Origin of the sequence: Microscilla marina ATCC 23134, assembly GCF_000169175.1 — a bacterium.
GTDB classification, from domain to species: Bacteria; Bacteroidota; Bacteroidia; order Cytophagales; family Microscillaceae; genus Microscilla; species Microscilla marina.
Genome location: NZ_AAWS01000008.1, coordinates 125,193 through 139,217, shown reverse-complemented (window position 1 = coordinate 139,217; position 14,025 = coordinate 125,193). Strand labels below are relative to the sequence as shown.

Here is a 14,025-nt window from a genome sequence, read left to right as displayed (position 1 = left end):
CGATCTTTACAAATAGAGCATAGCCAAAGCTACGCGATTTTTGTAAAGAGAAGTCAGAGGGCAAAAGAAGCCGAAAAAAGCATAAGATATTTATTTTACAGTGTACTTAGTTCTTCAATAGTTTCTTTTTGATATAATGATAGTTCAGGCTTTGAAAGTTACGCCTCTTCCAAACCCCCTTGTCTACCTTATAAGCCATGCGTATATATGTTTTCATTTTTGGCAGTTTGTGTGCTTCCTTTGCCATTCCTGCCAAAAAAATATATAAAGTAGCTTTTATTTTGTTCAAGTATTTGCCAAAAAAAGCATAATCTTCGTCTTCGTTGAGTTTTTTTATAAAATACTCAAACCGTTCTTCTGCCTTGTGTAGCTGTGCTGTATTTATAGTGCGTGCCGGATGGTCTAACACCCCATTATTAAACTTATTGATTCTACCTATAGCTGGAAAAGCCGCCACCAGTCTCAACGCAAAGTCATAATCTTCTGAGCCTGTCAACACAGGGGTTTCATCCCATGATATATTTTGATAAATATCACGGTGAACAAATACCCCTATACAAGATAAAAAATTGCCTTCGCTAATCTGCCTCACTGGATCGGTAAGCGGCTGAAAATCATACTTTGACAATACTTTTTTATCTTCATCAACCAATTCATACAAGTTATGAAAAACTTTTTTATCGGGGTGCTGTTGTGCATAATTATAGGCATCCAGAAGATTGTCTGGATACATAAAGTCATCCGAGTCTAAAAAGGTCAAATACTCACCCTGGGCGTTTTGCATACCCGTATTGCGCGACTTTGCCCGTTCATAGTTTTTATCGTGTTGAATAAACCTGATCTTGCCTTCGTCTATCAAGGGCTGCAATACCTCTAGTGTATTATCTGTGCTACAGTTATCTACCACAATCACCTCATAGTCAGTATATTGTTGGTTAAAAACTGTATCGAGCGTATTCAAAATAAAATCAACTCGGTTGTAGGTAGGAATAATGATACTAAAATAAGGAGATGGCGTCATACGATTTACTTATTCAGGCAGTGCCAAAAGGTTAAACTGAGGGATTTGATCAATGGTATTTTTAAGGGTGGCAATGTCTACAAACTGATACCCAGTTTCCACCAAAAGCTTATAGCCTTCTTTGGTCAATTGCTCAAAAATAAACTCCTTGGAGTAGCCATTTGCCTTGAACCACTCATCGGTAATTTCTATGTACATTGCCGGACGAAATTTTCGAATGGTTTGTTCAGCACCTAAAAAAACAAAAGGCTCGTAGCCTTCTACGTCTATTTTTATAAAACTAATGGCCTCTAGCTGGTGCTCTTCTACAAAACTATCAATCGTTTGTACGGGCACCATTACCTTACCTTGCTCACCTTGAGCCATCACCCTGGCGCCACCAGTATTGGTACTACTAAACACCATTGGTGCTGTAGTATTGTCTGCCCCCAACCCTATGGCGTGTACTTTTACCAAAGCTTTAAGGCGTGGGTTAAGCGATACGTTGTACTCAAGTTTTTTTACAATATAAGGGTTAGGGTCAAAGGCGTGAATGGTTGTCCCCTGTTTTTTTTGTCGATAAGCTTCTTCTGCCAGTTTTAGGCTAAATGCCCCACAGTTTGCCCCTACATCTAATACATGGGCTTGATTTTGTAAGTATTCGGCCGCTTTTTTCCAGGAGTAATCGGGCAAATGAGCAAACACATGCCACTGCATAAAATCGGTCAATGTTAAGTTAAACTTTACCCCATCTCTGGTCACTGTTCTCTCCGGTGCAGCCTGATAAGCCTCAGGGTGAGGAATAAACTTGGTAAAAGCAGGGATGTTTTTGCCTAAAAAGGCGAAGGCATTTTCTAACCCTAATTTCAAAACCGTTTTATGAACTACCTGGGTGAGCAACTTCATATAGTGTATATTTTTTTTAATGCCAAAATCATATTTTCCAATGCAAACCTTTGTTGTACATCTTGTTGCCCCCGCTGTATAAGCTTTTGGGCCAACTCTTGGTCTTGCAAAAGCCTGAGCATTTGTTTATAAACTGCCTCACTGTCTTCAAAAGGAACCACCAAAGCATTCTGCTCGTGCTCGATAAATTCGGGGGCAACCCCTGATAAACTAAATACGGCTGGAATACCCGCCGCGAGGGCTTCTACATAAGTTTGTCCAAAGGCCTCTAATTCATTATTTATGGGTGTATGCACATACAAATCAAACAATTGATATAAATGGTAAATGTCATTCTCGAAGACAATTTCAGTAAAACTCTCCTGGGGCAATTGTTCCAATAACTCATCAATTTGAAGCTTATAGTCGCCTTTGGCATTGGCAAGAATCAGGTGTGCCTTGGGGTATTGTGTAAGTAGTTTGCCAAAAGCAGGTATAATATGCTGGATGCCCTTCCAATAAGTTTGTCGGGCTATTACCCCTATCACCGGATGTTTGTCCACAATGCCATACTTTTCTTTAAGCTTAGTCACTTTTTTAGGAGTCGTATTACTAAATCCTTGTAAGTCGAACCCATGATGAACCAAATGCACTTTAAACTGGGCTACCTTTTCTCGCTCAATAAGTACATCTTTTACAATACCCGAAATCGCTATTATATCAGTAGCAAACGAATGAATTAATTTGTCGTAATAAACAGCCCTGGGAAAAAACTCATGGTGTAAAGTACCGTGGTGGCGGGTATAAATACGTTTAGGAATTCGGGCAAGCTTTGCGGCCAGCAAGCCAAACATAGACGCATCGAACAAGTGGGTGTGGACAATGTCCGTTTCTTCAGCCCTAAACACTTTCCAAATGCTCCTTATTGCCTTAAAAGCATCTTTTTTACCACGATAACCTATCCGATATACTGGTACTTCATTTGCCTTCAGGTAAGTTTCCAGCTGGCTCTCGCCTTGGTTGAGCAAAACAAAAGACAGCCGAAACTCTGAATCTCTCAGTGCCTGCTCGATCCACTCAAAGGCTATGGCCTTGTCTATGTCAGACAGTATGTAAGTAATATTTGTAGGCAATGTGTCAGATTAATTGAAGTTGTTGGGCTATAGATTCAGTACAAATCAGGTAATTATAAAAACCACTTTTTTGAATACGGTCTACTTTTCGAGGAGGGTTTTTCTCATCCAGATCAAAATATAAATATCCCTTTCCTTCTACCAGCTTTTCAACCCTTTGGGCTACTTCATTGGTCAAAATTTCAATCAATAACGTAGGGCGCATTGTATCCAGGTACTCCCCCATTCCTTCCAGCACTTCGGGTTCGTGGGTTTCTACATCAATTTTCATCAACCCAACTTTAGGCAGCTGGTGTTGGGCTATAAAAGTATCAAACCTTATGATATCAATAGAAGTTGCAACCGTATCAACTCCTTCTGGGCTCAAATCTTGGCTCACTGTTACCGAATAAGTATGTTCGGTGTCCTGATCATATATGGTTGCTTTGCCATCGCTGTCCGACAAAGCCAACTCATAGGCTTTAACATCAAACTGGTTAAGTGCGATGTTTTCCTGAAGCTTTTCAAACACTCGTTTTACAGGTTCAAAAGCTACCACCTGAGCAGTTGGTCGAACAGTTTTGGCAATGAGTGCATAAACTCCTGTGTTGGCACCTACATCTATAATGCAGTCATTCACAGTACACAGTTTTTCCCATAACTGTATCGATTGCTGCTCCCACCCTCCTTTGATTCCTCTCCAAAACAATTCATTTTCAAGCTCAAAACCATAATGATGCATTTTAAACTCCTGATTACCCGTCGTTTTCACGTTGATTTTGCCCTGAAAATGCAAATGCTGATAGACCCGGTGTGGAGGCGACCATACCCCTCTCAAGGCTACAAAAAAGGCTTTTTTAAAAGGTAAGATTTTATAGATGCTTTTGACTAGCTTTTTTAACATCAGATTTTTTTATTGATAAAATATACAGAGTATCCAGTAAGCACAATATTATATATTTTATACCGAACTTTCTTAGGCAATATACGGAGCCAATTGAATTTATCAATAGACCACAACCAAAATTTTTGACTAAAAAACCAATAGATTGTTTTTTTCAATGTACCTATTGGGGCTGGTTCATATTGATTGAAATGCTGGCGTAAATCAGGCTTAAGCGTCTGTAGCGTAAGGTAAGATTGACGGTATTGTCTGTGGCGTTTTATCATCAATCTACAGGTCACAAAATCGTCGTGCCACACCACGACATCTTTATTAAAATAAATAGGTATTTGCTGCTGCACTGCCCTTACCGCAAGGTCAAAATCTTCAGCATCGTTTAGCCTTTTGTCAAACCCACCCAACTTATCAAATAATGACTTGCTCAAAGAAAAGTCAGCCGCCGTAATAAAAGGTTGAGCGTTAGGAATACGACCATACCCTTCTACTGGCAACCAGGTACGGCTCAGATAAGCCCTAAACAATTGAAAATCAGTTTTCATCTTGCTTATATCCTCAAAAGGAGGACCAACCAAAATTGTATGGGGCTTGGCTACGGCATGTTGTACATGTAATGCCAAACACTCAGGGATTGGTCTGACATCATCATCAAAAAAAACCAACAAATCACCTTGAGCTGCCGCAACACCCACGTTACGCGCTACTGCACGTCCCCCATTTTGCCTATACACCACATTCAGGTCTTTTAGTTTCCACTGCGTACCCTCCAACACCTCACGGGTATTGTCAGTAGAGCCATCCACTACCACTACAGTTTCAAAATCTTGTATGGTTTGAGCTTCAAGCGCTTTCAGAATGTTAGGCAATTTGTGTGCACCATTGTAGCTAGGTACAATGACACTTACTTTAGTTGAATGCAAGGCGTTGGTGGTTTGTTATTTACGAATTTTAGATACTGTATTGCGCCAAATGTTCAAAATTGGCTGCGGAATGTATTTATTTCTAAACTTGAGTTTTTTCCAAAGCTTTTGGTCATCTTCGGCAAGCAAATCGGTATTGATTTGTTCTAATAAACGTTGCGCTTTTTGTGGTTCATTTTGCGCATAAAACTCATTGGCACGCAAAAACAAGTAATAGTTAAACACCTCTTCCAATAGCTCTTCATCTGGCTCATAATCATCTAACTGTACCGCAAAACGCTCATCTACCTGGCATACCTCTGCCACGATTTCGGCATATTTAGAGAGTTCATACTGGCGGGCAAGCGCATAAAAATAAGTATCATGTTCTACTTGAAACCCATCATTTTGCGACACCGTTTTAGAATCTTCGTGTAGTCTAAAGTTGACCAAGATATCAGGTATTTTTACTACCCCCTGCAACCCAAACAACAGCAAATATTTGATCCACCAATCCCGGTCCATCAAGTAATGCAAACGATTATCGAGTAATCCCATTTTTTTGACAACCTCGGCCTTAAAAAATGTTTCAGGCTGGTCTATCCGTGCCCAACCTATAGTTTTGGCAAGGTTATCTGTATATACATCGGTGCCATTCGAATACTTCACCGTTTTTTGCCCTTTAAAAAGTCGGCTCCTGCCACACACCACTTTTACATGTTCGCCTCGGTTAAACGCTGTCGCCACCTTGAACAATGCATGAGGCTCATAGTAATCATCCGAATTAAGCCAGTTAATAATTTGCCCAGAGGCTTTGTCCAGCCCTTTGTTAATGGCGTGGCTTTGCCCTTTATCTTTTTCGCTTACCCAATAAGTGATATGCTCCTCATATTTTTTTATAATATCTACAGTATTGTCAGTACTGCCCCCATCTATAATAAAATACTCTAAATTGGGGTATTGTTGCTCTACTACTGACAAAATAGTTTGCTCTATAAAGTGCCCCTGGTTGTAAGAAGGGGTGATGATCGTTATTTTTGGAAATTCATTCACACGCAACACCTTTTATCTGGTTCTGAATCACAAAACTAAATAAATTTTAATAAGACTTATATGGTTTTATGTTTAAAATAACTTTTGATCACAGGAGTGGACTCTGGGTGATTGACTTTTCTTATTGACACTTGCCACCAGTAGTTTATAAATTTAGCAAACCTGCTAAAAAGGCATTCCAGCAGCTATCCACTTTCTAATAACAGTACGCTCACAATCAGGCAGTTGGTCACGGTTGCGAGGCATTGGGCTAAAACCGTTTTGCCACTCTATAGCCCCAACTAAAGCCCCACTTGTTGCCACCTTTTTTACTTCATCAAAAGTGTCCAGCCTTATATTGTCGTTGGCAGTATTGGCATTATGGCACCCTACACATTCTTTGTCCATGATAATGCGTACCACCTCGTTGTAAGTAAACTTTGCCGTATCGCAATTAAAAGGCACCCCACCACAGCCTGTAGTATTTTGTGCTCCTTGCAATACCCAGTTTTGGATCAACTCTACCTGAAGCGGGTCAAGGCTTACCCCCTGGTGACTCCCCACCTTTACCGCATTATACAAAGCACTCTGATCAAGATTGTTAGGGCTTACCTGCGCTCTTATGGTCGCATAATCCTCAGTTACCACCCCATTGGCAGCGGTGCCTGCATCATGGCACCCCGACTTGGCACAATTAAACCTAAGTAAAGGCAACAAGTCGGCTTCAAAACATATCGTGTCGCTGGTGGTAGGCGTAGTGGGACTGGTAGGTTCCGGGCTACGCTGGTTGCCACAGTAAGTAAGCACCCAGGCAAATTGACAAATACTCAAAAGTAATAAAAATCTTTTCATAAGGGTTTGCAAATAAGTAGTTGAAAGCCCCAATAGGGGCAAGCTTTAAGCGACAAGTCCTTAGGTACCAATGAACATCGGTGCTATTGGGAGTACGACGTTTTTCAGTTGTGGGGACACAAACTGAAGCGATCGCACCAAACTTTAGCCAAAATGAATAGCATGTAGAAGACGCTGGCTCTACATTACAAGTCTTTATACTCAGTATATTCGCTAAACTTTTCGTAGTCAAATTTGCTCACTGCTATTTTTCTTATGTGGTTCGACTCATAGGTAAACTGTCCAGGCAATTGTTTTTTGGCAATTTTTTGCATAAATACTGCCACCGTTTTAACTTTGATACTTTTGTATTTGGCTGGAATAAACGAGTTAAACGCAGCACTGAATACACGCCCCAGGTCTTCCAAGATGCGTACCTCGTTACGGTCGCCCACCAAGAGTGAAGGGCGCAAAATATGGATTGATTTGAAAGGCAGTTTTTTAACCGCATCTTCTATGCGTGCTTTTACCCTTGAATAATGGTAGCGGCTGTCGGCACTAGCACCAATGCTTGATATAATTAAAAACTGGGCAACATTTGCCTTGGCAGCAAGCTGAGCAAACGCATGACAATAGGTGAAATCAACTTTAGTAAGTCCCTCCTTCCCCATTTTTTTGGTGGTAGTACCCAAGCAACAAAATGCTTCGGTGGCACCCACAAAAAAATCCTGATAATTGTCTAGTTGATCAAAGTCCACCAACAACTCCTCTATTTTTGCGTGGTCTATGCCAATACTTTTTCTACCAATTATTTTTACTTGCTGGTAATCGTCGTCTTGTAGCAACAACTTCACTAACTCGCTGCCCACCAGACCAGTAGCCCCGGCAACAATGGCTATTTTATTCATAAAATAAAAAGTTTAAATATGATGCTGTTTGAAAGTAACACGCCCTGAATAAAACGCAGGAACACTTGGTTTAACATTTACAAGGCAGATTATGTTCTATAGCTGTCACTTAATTCAACAAACGGGCTTCAAACATTTGCACAAACAAGTTTACCATTGTTTTTTGCAAAGGGTTGGCAGTATTTAGGGTAAGGTGGTTGGGCAACATTTTGGCTATTTGATGGCGTGACTGCCTCAACATTTCGAAATGCTCTATGCGTGCATCCGACACATTTGGTTCATTTTCGCGGGCGCGTAAACGCTGTTTAATTTCTTCATCAGGGGCAATTGCTTCAATAAATACCACCCTTAAAGGCTGTGCCTCACGAACCTTTTTTAACAACCTCTCTAACTTAGTAATATCCCGAAATGTGGCATCTAATATAGATGTTCCCTCCTGAAAAGCACAATTGATCCCCTCCTCTATCAATGTTTCGTATACTTTCTCAGTCATTTCTGTAGAGTATACCCTTTGCAAATCTTCGCTGCGGGTACGCTCATAAGTAGGAATACCCGCCATTTTTTTCCTGATCAAATCAGAGTTAAAATGTTGGATATTCATGTGTTTGGCTATTTTTTGCGCCAAGGTAGTTTTGCCAGTAGCCACTCCACCATATACCACTACCAGGGTAGCTTCTGAACCTATAAGCGCATACTTTAGCGCCAGCTTAAAATACTTTCGGGCACGCTCGGCACATTTATGGCGTTTTTTGGCGGGCACCTCCAGAGTGGTAGATGTAAAGCTCTCTACTTTGCCCTTGACAAACGCCCGAAACGACTTATAAAAATCAAATAAATCCTGATACTCCCCAGTCTCTAACTGATTGGTTACCTGATTTACAAAATAATTAGACAAATTAAACTTACGCCTAAAATCAAGCTCCATGCTCAAAAAAGCAATGTCGTTTAATACATCAATGCAACGATAACGCTCGTTGAACTCAATACAATCATAAATATTTACCTGCTGATTTTCTACATGAATATGGTCACACTTAAGGTCTCCGTGACACTCCAGTATTTTGCCCTCTGCCACTCGTTGGTGAAACCACTGCTTGTTATTTTCTAAAAAATAATATTGATAAGCCCGCAACACCCTAAACTCGATAGTCTGAATGGTGTTATTCACAAAAGGGGTGATTTGCTCAAAATTTTCGTCTATAATCTCACGCAAAAACTCAGTACGCCCCCATTTACTCTTGTGTGCATCTACGGGTATATGCTGATAAAACCGGGCAAGTTTATTGGCAATCAAGTTAATATTTTGCCAATCAAAAGTATTCTTTTTGAGCAGTTCATCTAAAAAAAACTCATGCGGCAAGCGCTTCATTTTCAACGCATACTCTACCACCACATCAGTAGATTGTTCACTCGTAAAGCTCAAAGTTCCGTTGTCAAGGCGGTAAATAGGCACCAAATCTAGGTATAGGTCAGTTGTAAGGCGTGAGTTGAGTCTTACCTCTTCTTCAAGGTAATATTTGCGATCTTCCAACTTCATAAAGTTTAAAAAACCAAAGTCAACCGCTTTTTTCACCTTGTACACCACCTCGTCTAACAGAGACACTATAGAGATGTGGGTTTGTACAACACTTACTTTTTGGGGCCTTTCGGCAAATACTTGTGGAGTAGATAAAAACTGGAGAATTTCATCAGTAAGCATTGAGGCTGTCTCTGTCATACAATAATAGTAATCTATTTTTTTTCAGTGAATAGTTTTTTGTCAACAGTCCATAGTTGGTCGTCCAAAACCTATAACTTCTCTTCGCCTGTGTAACAGCGGTTATACATTTATTAGTGAGAGGCCTGAGAAACTTCTCACATTTGCAAGTTCGCTAGTTAGTAGCAACAACAAGGTTCTAGGTACACCTTCTGTGTTGAGCTCATCACAGCAAGCTGCTGTAGATTCGGTTCATAAGCAACTAACAATTCATAGTATGCTTATTTTTCAACTATTTAACCCAAGTTGCAGCATATAAACTGTAAAAGCTTAACTTCCAACTATTTATATATTTCAGGCACGCACAAACTGGCACTTGAAGCTTGTCGCTTGTACCTCGCAACTTCAATTATTTATGAATTCACTAGCTAACAGTTCACATGTTCTTTGGGCTTATAAATAAGCCAAAGGTAGCATGATTTATTTTTTAAGGGCATCCCACCATACCTCTACCGGATGCAAGGCACGACGCTGGGTGCCGTCTTTGATCTGATGACGACAACTTGTACCAGCGGCTACAATTATTACCTCCTGGGGTTGTTGGCGCACCGTTGGAAACAACACCAACTCGCCAATCTGCATTGACACTTTGTAATGCTCTTGCTCATAACCAAACGAACCTGCCATACCACAACACCCCGAACGAATCAGGTGCACCTCATAATTTTTGGGCAAAGAAAGCATTTTTTTGGATGGGGTAAGTGATGATAAAGCTTTTTGCTGGCAATGTCCATGCAATTTCAGTATTTTTTTATCTTCTGTAAAACTATTTGCCGTAATATTTCCCCGATCTATTTCTCTGGCAAGAAATTCTTCCATTGTCAACGCATTTCTCGCCAGTTCTCGAGCTTTCTCTTGTGTATTGCCCCTCACCAAGTCAATGTACTCGTCCCTAAAAGTCAAAATAGCCGAAGGTTCTACCCCCAACAAAGGAGTTTCATCACTTACCACCCCTTGTAACAAGGCAATATTTTTTTCGGCAATGGTTTTGGCCTTTCTAAGCAAACCTTTTGACAAATAAGTACGGCTACTCTCAAGGTGTTCAGGAATAATAACCTCATACCCCAGCTTGGCAAGCAGTTTTACCGTTACTATGCCCACATCGGTATCGTTAAAATCAGTAAACTCATCACAAAACAACCACACTTTTTTGGTGGCACCCTTGGGTGCTATAGAAGCATAATGCTTCTTATACCACTTGCGCAACGTAGTTTTGTGTAGTTTAGGGATGCTTCGCTCGGCAGCAAAGCCTGACATTTTTTTGCTCAACTTACCCGTTAAAGGATTTGTAAACGCCCAATTATACGCCCAGGGTACTTTAGCCGCCAGCTTGTTCAGGCGAGTAAAATTAGCAATGAGCTTGGTTCTAAACGGCACCCCATTGGCATCATAGTACTGTTGCAAAAACTCCGCTTTCATCTTTGCCATATCCACATTTGAGGGGCACTCCGACTTACACCCCTTGCACGACAAGCACAAGTCCATCACCTCTTTGATTTCTTCGTGGTCAAAACGATTTGGTTTGTCCGAACGGGTCAGGTATTCGCGCAAAATATTGGCACGGGCGCGGGTGGTATCTTTTTCGCTACGGGTAGCCATGTAGCTTGGGCACATAGTTCCTCCACTTATTTCAGTTTTACGGCAATCGCCCGACCCATTGCACATTTCGGCTCCCCGCAATATGCCCTGAGTACCGCTAAAATCCAACACAGTGTCAAATGCTGGCGTATCTTGCCCGGCATCATAGCGCAGAAAGGTATCCATCGGAGGGGTTTCTACAATTTTGTTGGGGTTAAAAATATGCTCAGGGTCAAATATTTGCTTGACCTCCTTCATCAACTCATACCCCTTTTTGCCTACCATTTGCTCGATAAACTCTCCCCGCAAACGGCCATCGCCATGTTCGCCGCTCAGCGAGCCCTGGTATTTTTTCACCAACCTGGCTATTTCTTCAGCTATCAGCCTAAATTCTTTTTGTCCCTGCTCAGTTTTTAGGTTAATGATGGGGCGCAGGTGCAGCTCTCCCGAACCAGCGTGGGCATAGTGCACCGCCGACATATTATTCTGGCTCAGAATTTCATTAAAATCTTGAATATAAGCAGGCAAATCTTCTATAGTCACTGCGGTGTCTTCTATCACAGGGGCGGGCTTGGCATCACCCACAATGTTTGAGAGCAACCCCAGCCCAGCTTTACGCAAATTCCAAACCTTGCGGGTATCGTCGCCATACACCACCGGAAAGTGATAGCCCAATCCCTCTTGTTCCATGGCTTGTTGCATACGTTGCGCTACTTCGGCTATTGCTTCGCGGGTATCTTTATTAAACTCTACAATAAGAATAGCCTCTGGGTCGCCTTTTACAAAAAACCGGTTTTGACGATGCTCTATGTTGGCTTTAGTACATTCGAGGATGTAATGATCCATCAATTCACTTGCCGAAGGACCATATTGTAGCGCAATGATATTGGCTTTGAGGGCATCATCTATAGTATTGAAGTGCGCACACACCAATCCAGTTTCTTTGGGGGGTAAAGGGTCTACATGAAGCTTTATTTCGGTCATAAACATGAGGGTGCCTTCAGAGCCACACAACAGTTTACAAAAGTTAAACGGTTCGCCCGCCGGGGTAAAGGGCTCAAGGTCGAGCAACATATCCAAGGCATAACCAGTATTGCGCCGGGGAATGGCTCGCTTAGGAAAATGCTCTCTTATTTCTTTTTGGTGAGCTTCATTGGTAAGCAATTGATCAATTTGGCGATAAACCTTACCTTCGAAAGTATTTGTCTCACTTTCGGCTATTTTTTGTTGGTACTGTTGGGCGTTCAAAGCATTAAAAACCACTTCTGACCCATCAGCAAGCAAGCCTTTGATTTCTAAGGTATGTTCGCGGGTGCTGCCATACACCACCGAATGCGTTCCGCAGGAGTTATTACCCACCATGCCCCCTATCATGGCTCGATTAGCTGTAGAGGTTTCGGGACCAAAAAACAAGCCGTAAGGCTCCAGTACATGGTTCAGGTCATCACGTATCACCCCAGGCTGCACCCTTACCCACCTTTCTTCTGCGTTGATCTCCAGTACCTGGGTCATGTGCTGCGACACATCTACTACTATGCCATTGCCTACCACTTGCCCAGCCAGAGAGGTGCCTGCTGCCCTCGGAATCAGACTCAACTTTTGTTGTCGGGCAAAACTGATCAGGTACTTGATGTCTTTGCTGGAGCGGGGTACTGCCACAGCAGCAGGCATTTCACGGTAAGCCGAAGCATCGGTCGCATACAAAGTACGCATGACATCGTCGGTATGTAGCTCACCATCTAATACTTTTGCCAACGGCTGCCACTGAACAGGCAAAGGGGTGTTTGTATTGTTCATGTATAACGCTAGTATCGTTCAACTTAAGGGTAATGACTTACAAATATACAATTCAAGTGTGTATTTTCATTTTTTGCCTGCCAAATATGTATATTTATACAATTCTTACATTAGTCAGTCGGCTACTTATCAACTTATTTTGTAACTTAGGGTTATCATTATATTGAAATCAACCACTTAATACTCTACATATCATTTATCACGGTCCTATGAACTTTAATTTTGAAGATTTAGCCACACACTATTTGCACAATGAGCAACTGATAAAATATGACCAAATCATTCAACTGCTCAACAACGAAGAAAAGTTTACCCGCAAATCTCTCCAAAAATCCTACAAAATATTTGTAAAAGCCCTTCAAAACCTCCAAAACTACCTTGAAAATACACAAGAGTATTATACATCGGGCAACAACTGCCGAGGAGGATACTGGGAAATTACTTACGATATATTTGCTACACTTAATCGGGAGTGTCCCAATGAAATGAAGATTATTTATTCGGCAAGATCAGAAGAATTCAGCAAAAATCACGTGCGCATCTATTGGGAAGGAACTCAAACTTTGCCTGAAAGTTTAATTGTTGAATTTAAGAATTGGGCATAAAATTATAATAATGCTTTAAATAGGTCTATGTACTTTTTTTTGAAAAAACTCACTTTTTATTAGATTTTTCTTATCTTTAACTTACTTTATCACATATTTTTTATCCTTAATTTTCACACAATCAGTTATTATGCACTTCAATTTGTCCAATTTGTTTTTTACCCCAAACTCTTTTTACTCTTTCCTTTATTCTTCTTCTTCCCAGGCTTGTTTTTGTCTATATAAGACTTAAACCTTTCATAGTCTGTATATTCTTGCTTGTTGAGTTTTAGCTTACCATTATCAAACTCCAGCAGAAGTTCTTTATACTCATCATTGAATGTTTTTATTTTTTCTTCATTGACTAACTTAAGGTTGATCAGCTCATAGGTTTTAGTGCGAAAGAGGTAAGGTTGTTTTACAAATAGTTTACCTTTGCCTACCGTAATCACCTTGTAGGTCATAAACATACGTAAGTTTATGATCAGCCCCAATACAGTGAGCAACACAATGACTACATAAATAAAAGTAGTTTTGGCGGCTACCGAAAACAACAATAAACTGGCAGCATAACATATCACGGCAAACAAACCGAGCGATACAATGGCTTTTCCTTTAGGTTTACATTCAATCATACCATTATTAAATTTATTCGGGCTGCAAACCATCACTTCTGGAATAATGGGTTTGCCCATCAACATTGAATTAGGCGCAAATATATACAAACGATATAGTAATCAGC

General features: G+C 40.9%; 12 protein-coding genes. 1 reads left to right on the top strand and 11 read right to left on the bottom strand.

Annotated elements, in window-relative coordinates; all coding sequences use genetic code 11:
* Positions 1 to 106: 106 nt before the first annotated feature.
* The 10 genes from M23134_RS37760 to M23134_RS08920 form a co-directional block, all read right to left on the bottom strand.
* Positions 107 to 1,021: a glycosyltransferase family 2 protein gene (locus tag M23134_RS37760; protein WP_002695633.1), complete on the bottom strand. Its 915-nt coding sequence runs from the start codon at positions 1,019 to 1,021 to the stop codon at positions 107 to 109.
* 9 nt (positions 1,022 to 1,030) lie between these two features.
* Positions 1,031 to 1,906: an FkbM family methyltransferase gene (locus M23134_RS08960; protein ID WP_002695631.1), complete on the bottom strand. Its 876-nt coding sequence runs from the start codon at positions 1,904 to 1,906 to the stop codon at positions 1,031 to 1,033.
* Positions 1,903 to 3,018 (bottom strand): glycosyltransferase family 4 protein, encoded by a 1,116-nt coding sequence (locus M23134_RS08955; RefSeq protein ID WP_002695629.1) that lies wholly within the window; start codon positions 3,016 to 3,018, stop codon positions 1,903 to 1,905. The genes M23134_RS08960 and M23134_RS08955 overlap by 4 nt, the downstream gene beginning before the upstream one ends.
* Positions 3,019 to 3,022: 4 nt before the next feature.
* Complete coding sequence (locus M23134_RS08950; protein ID WP_002695627.1) at positions 3,023 to 3,901, bottom strand: FkbM family methyltransferase; 879 nt, start codon at positions 3,899 to 3,901, stop codon at positions 3,023 to 3,025.
* Entirely contained in the window at positions 3,901 to 4,818 is a 918-nt protein-coding gene (locus tag M23134_RS37755) for a glycosyltransferase family 2 protein (RefSeq protein WP_002695625.1), read from the bottom strand. Before M23134_RS37755 ends, M23134_RS08950 begins: the two co-directional genes overlap by 1 nt.
* A 15-nt stretch (positions 4,819 to 4,833) precedes the next feature.
* On the bottom strand, positions 4,834 to 5,850 hold the full coding sequence (locus M23134_RS37750) for a glycosyltransferase family 2 protein (protein ID WP_002695624.1): 1,017 nt from the start codon (positions 5,848 to 5,850) through the stop codon (positions 4,834 to 4,836).
* Between the two features lie 165 nt (positions 5,851 to 6,015).
* Positions 6,016 to 6,681: a hypothetical protein gene (locus M23134_RS08935; RefSeq protein ID WP_045113263.1), complete on the bottom strand. Its 666-nt coding sequence runs from the start codon at positions 6,679 to 6,681 to the stop codon at positions 6,016 to 6,018.
* Between the two features lie 185 nt (positions 6,682 to 6,866).
* Entirely contained in the window at positions 6,867 to 7,568 is a 702-nt protein-coding gene (locus tag M23134_RS08930; RefSeq protein WP_002695622.1) for an NAD(P)H-binding protein, read from the bottom strand.
* 109 nt (positions 7,569 to 7,677) lie between these two features.
* The gene (locus tag M23134_RS08925; protein WP_045113262.1) at positions 7,678 to 9,285 is read right to left on the bottom strand and encodes a bifunctional aminoglycoside phosphotransferase/ATP-binding protein; all 1,608 of its coding nucleotides are present in this window, start codon (positions 9,283 to 9,285) and stop codon (positions 7,678 to 7,680) included.
* 459 nt (positions 9,286 to 9,744) lie between these two features.
* Positions 9,745 to 12,699: an FAD-binding and (Fe-S)-binding domain-containing protein gene (locus tag M23134_RS08920; protein WP_002695619.1), complete on the bottom strand. Its 2,955-nt coding sequence runs from the start codon at positions 12,697 to 12,699 to the stop codon at positions 9,745 to 9,747.
* Positions 12,700 to 12,908: 209 nt separating this feature from the next.
* On the opposite strand from M23134_RS08920, the gene M23134_RS08915 reads away from it, so the two are divergent.
* On the top strand, positions 12,909 to 13,304 hold the full coding sequence (locus M23134_RS08915; RefSeq protein WP_002695618.1) for a hypothetical protein: 396 nt from the start codon (positions 12,909 to 12,911) through the stop codon (positions 13,302 to 13,304).
* A gap of 158 nt (positions 13,305 to 13,462) precedes the next feature.
* Here M23134_RS08915 and M23134_RS08910 read toward each other — a convergent pair whose 3' ends face one another.
* Positions 13,463 to 13,918, bottom strand: a complete 456-nt coding sequence (locus tag M23134_RS08910; RefSeq protein WP_157558402.1) for a hypothetical protein — start codon at positions 13,916 to 13,918, stop codon at positions 13,463 to 13,465.
* Between the last annotated feature and the right edge of the window lie 107 nt (positions 13,919 to 14,025).

What these genes read in the sequence shown, in the direction of transcription:
- M23134_RS37760 (WP_002695633.1), bottom strand. Translation starts at nt 1,021, where the DNA reads ATGACGCCATCTCCTTATTTTAGTATCATTATTCCTACCTACAACCGA.
- M23134_RS08960 (WP_002695631.1), bottom strand. Translation starts at nt 1,906, where the DNA reads ATGAAGTTGCTCACCCAGGTAGTTCATAAAACGGTTTTGAAATTAGGG.
- M23134_RS08950 (WP_002695627.1), bottom strand. Translation starts at nt 3,901, where the DNA reads ATGTTAAAAAAGCTAGTCAAAAGCATCTATAAAATCTTACCTTTTAAA.
- M23134_RS08935 (WP_045113263.1), bottom strand. Translation starts at nt 6,681, where the DNA reads ATGAAAAGATTTTTATTACTTTTGAGTATTTGTCAATTTGCCTGGGTG.
- M23134_RS08930 (WP_002695622.1), bottom strand. Translation starts at nt 7,568, where the DNA reads ATGAATAAAATAGCCATTGTTGCCGGGGCTACTGGTCTGGTGGGCAGC.
- M23134_RS08925 (WP_045113262.1), bottom strand. Translation starts at nt 9,285, where the DNA reads ATGACAGAGACAGCCTCAATGCTTACTGATGAAATTCTCCAGTTTTTA.
- M23134_RS08920 (WP_002695619.1), bottom strand. Translation starts at nt 12,699, where the DNA reads ATGAACAATACAAACACCCCTTTGCCTGTTCAGTGGCAGCCGTTGGCA.
- M23134_RS08915 (WP_002695618.1), top strand. Translation starts at nt 12,909, where the DNA reads ATGAACTTTAATTTTGAAGATTTAGCCACACACTATTTGCACAATGAG.
- M23134_RS08910 (WP_157558402.1), bottom strand. Translation starts at nt 13,918, where the DNA reads ATGATTGAATGTAAACCTAAAGGAAAAGCCATTGTATCGCTCGGTTTG.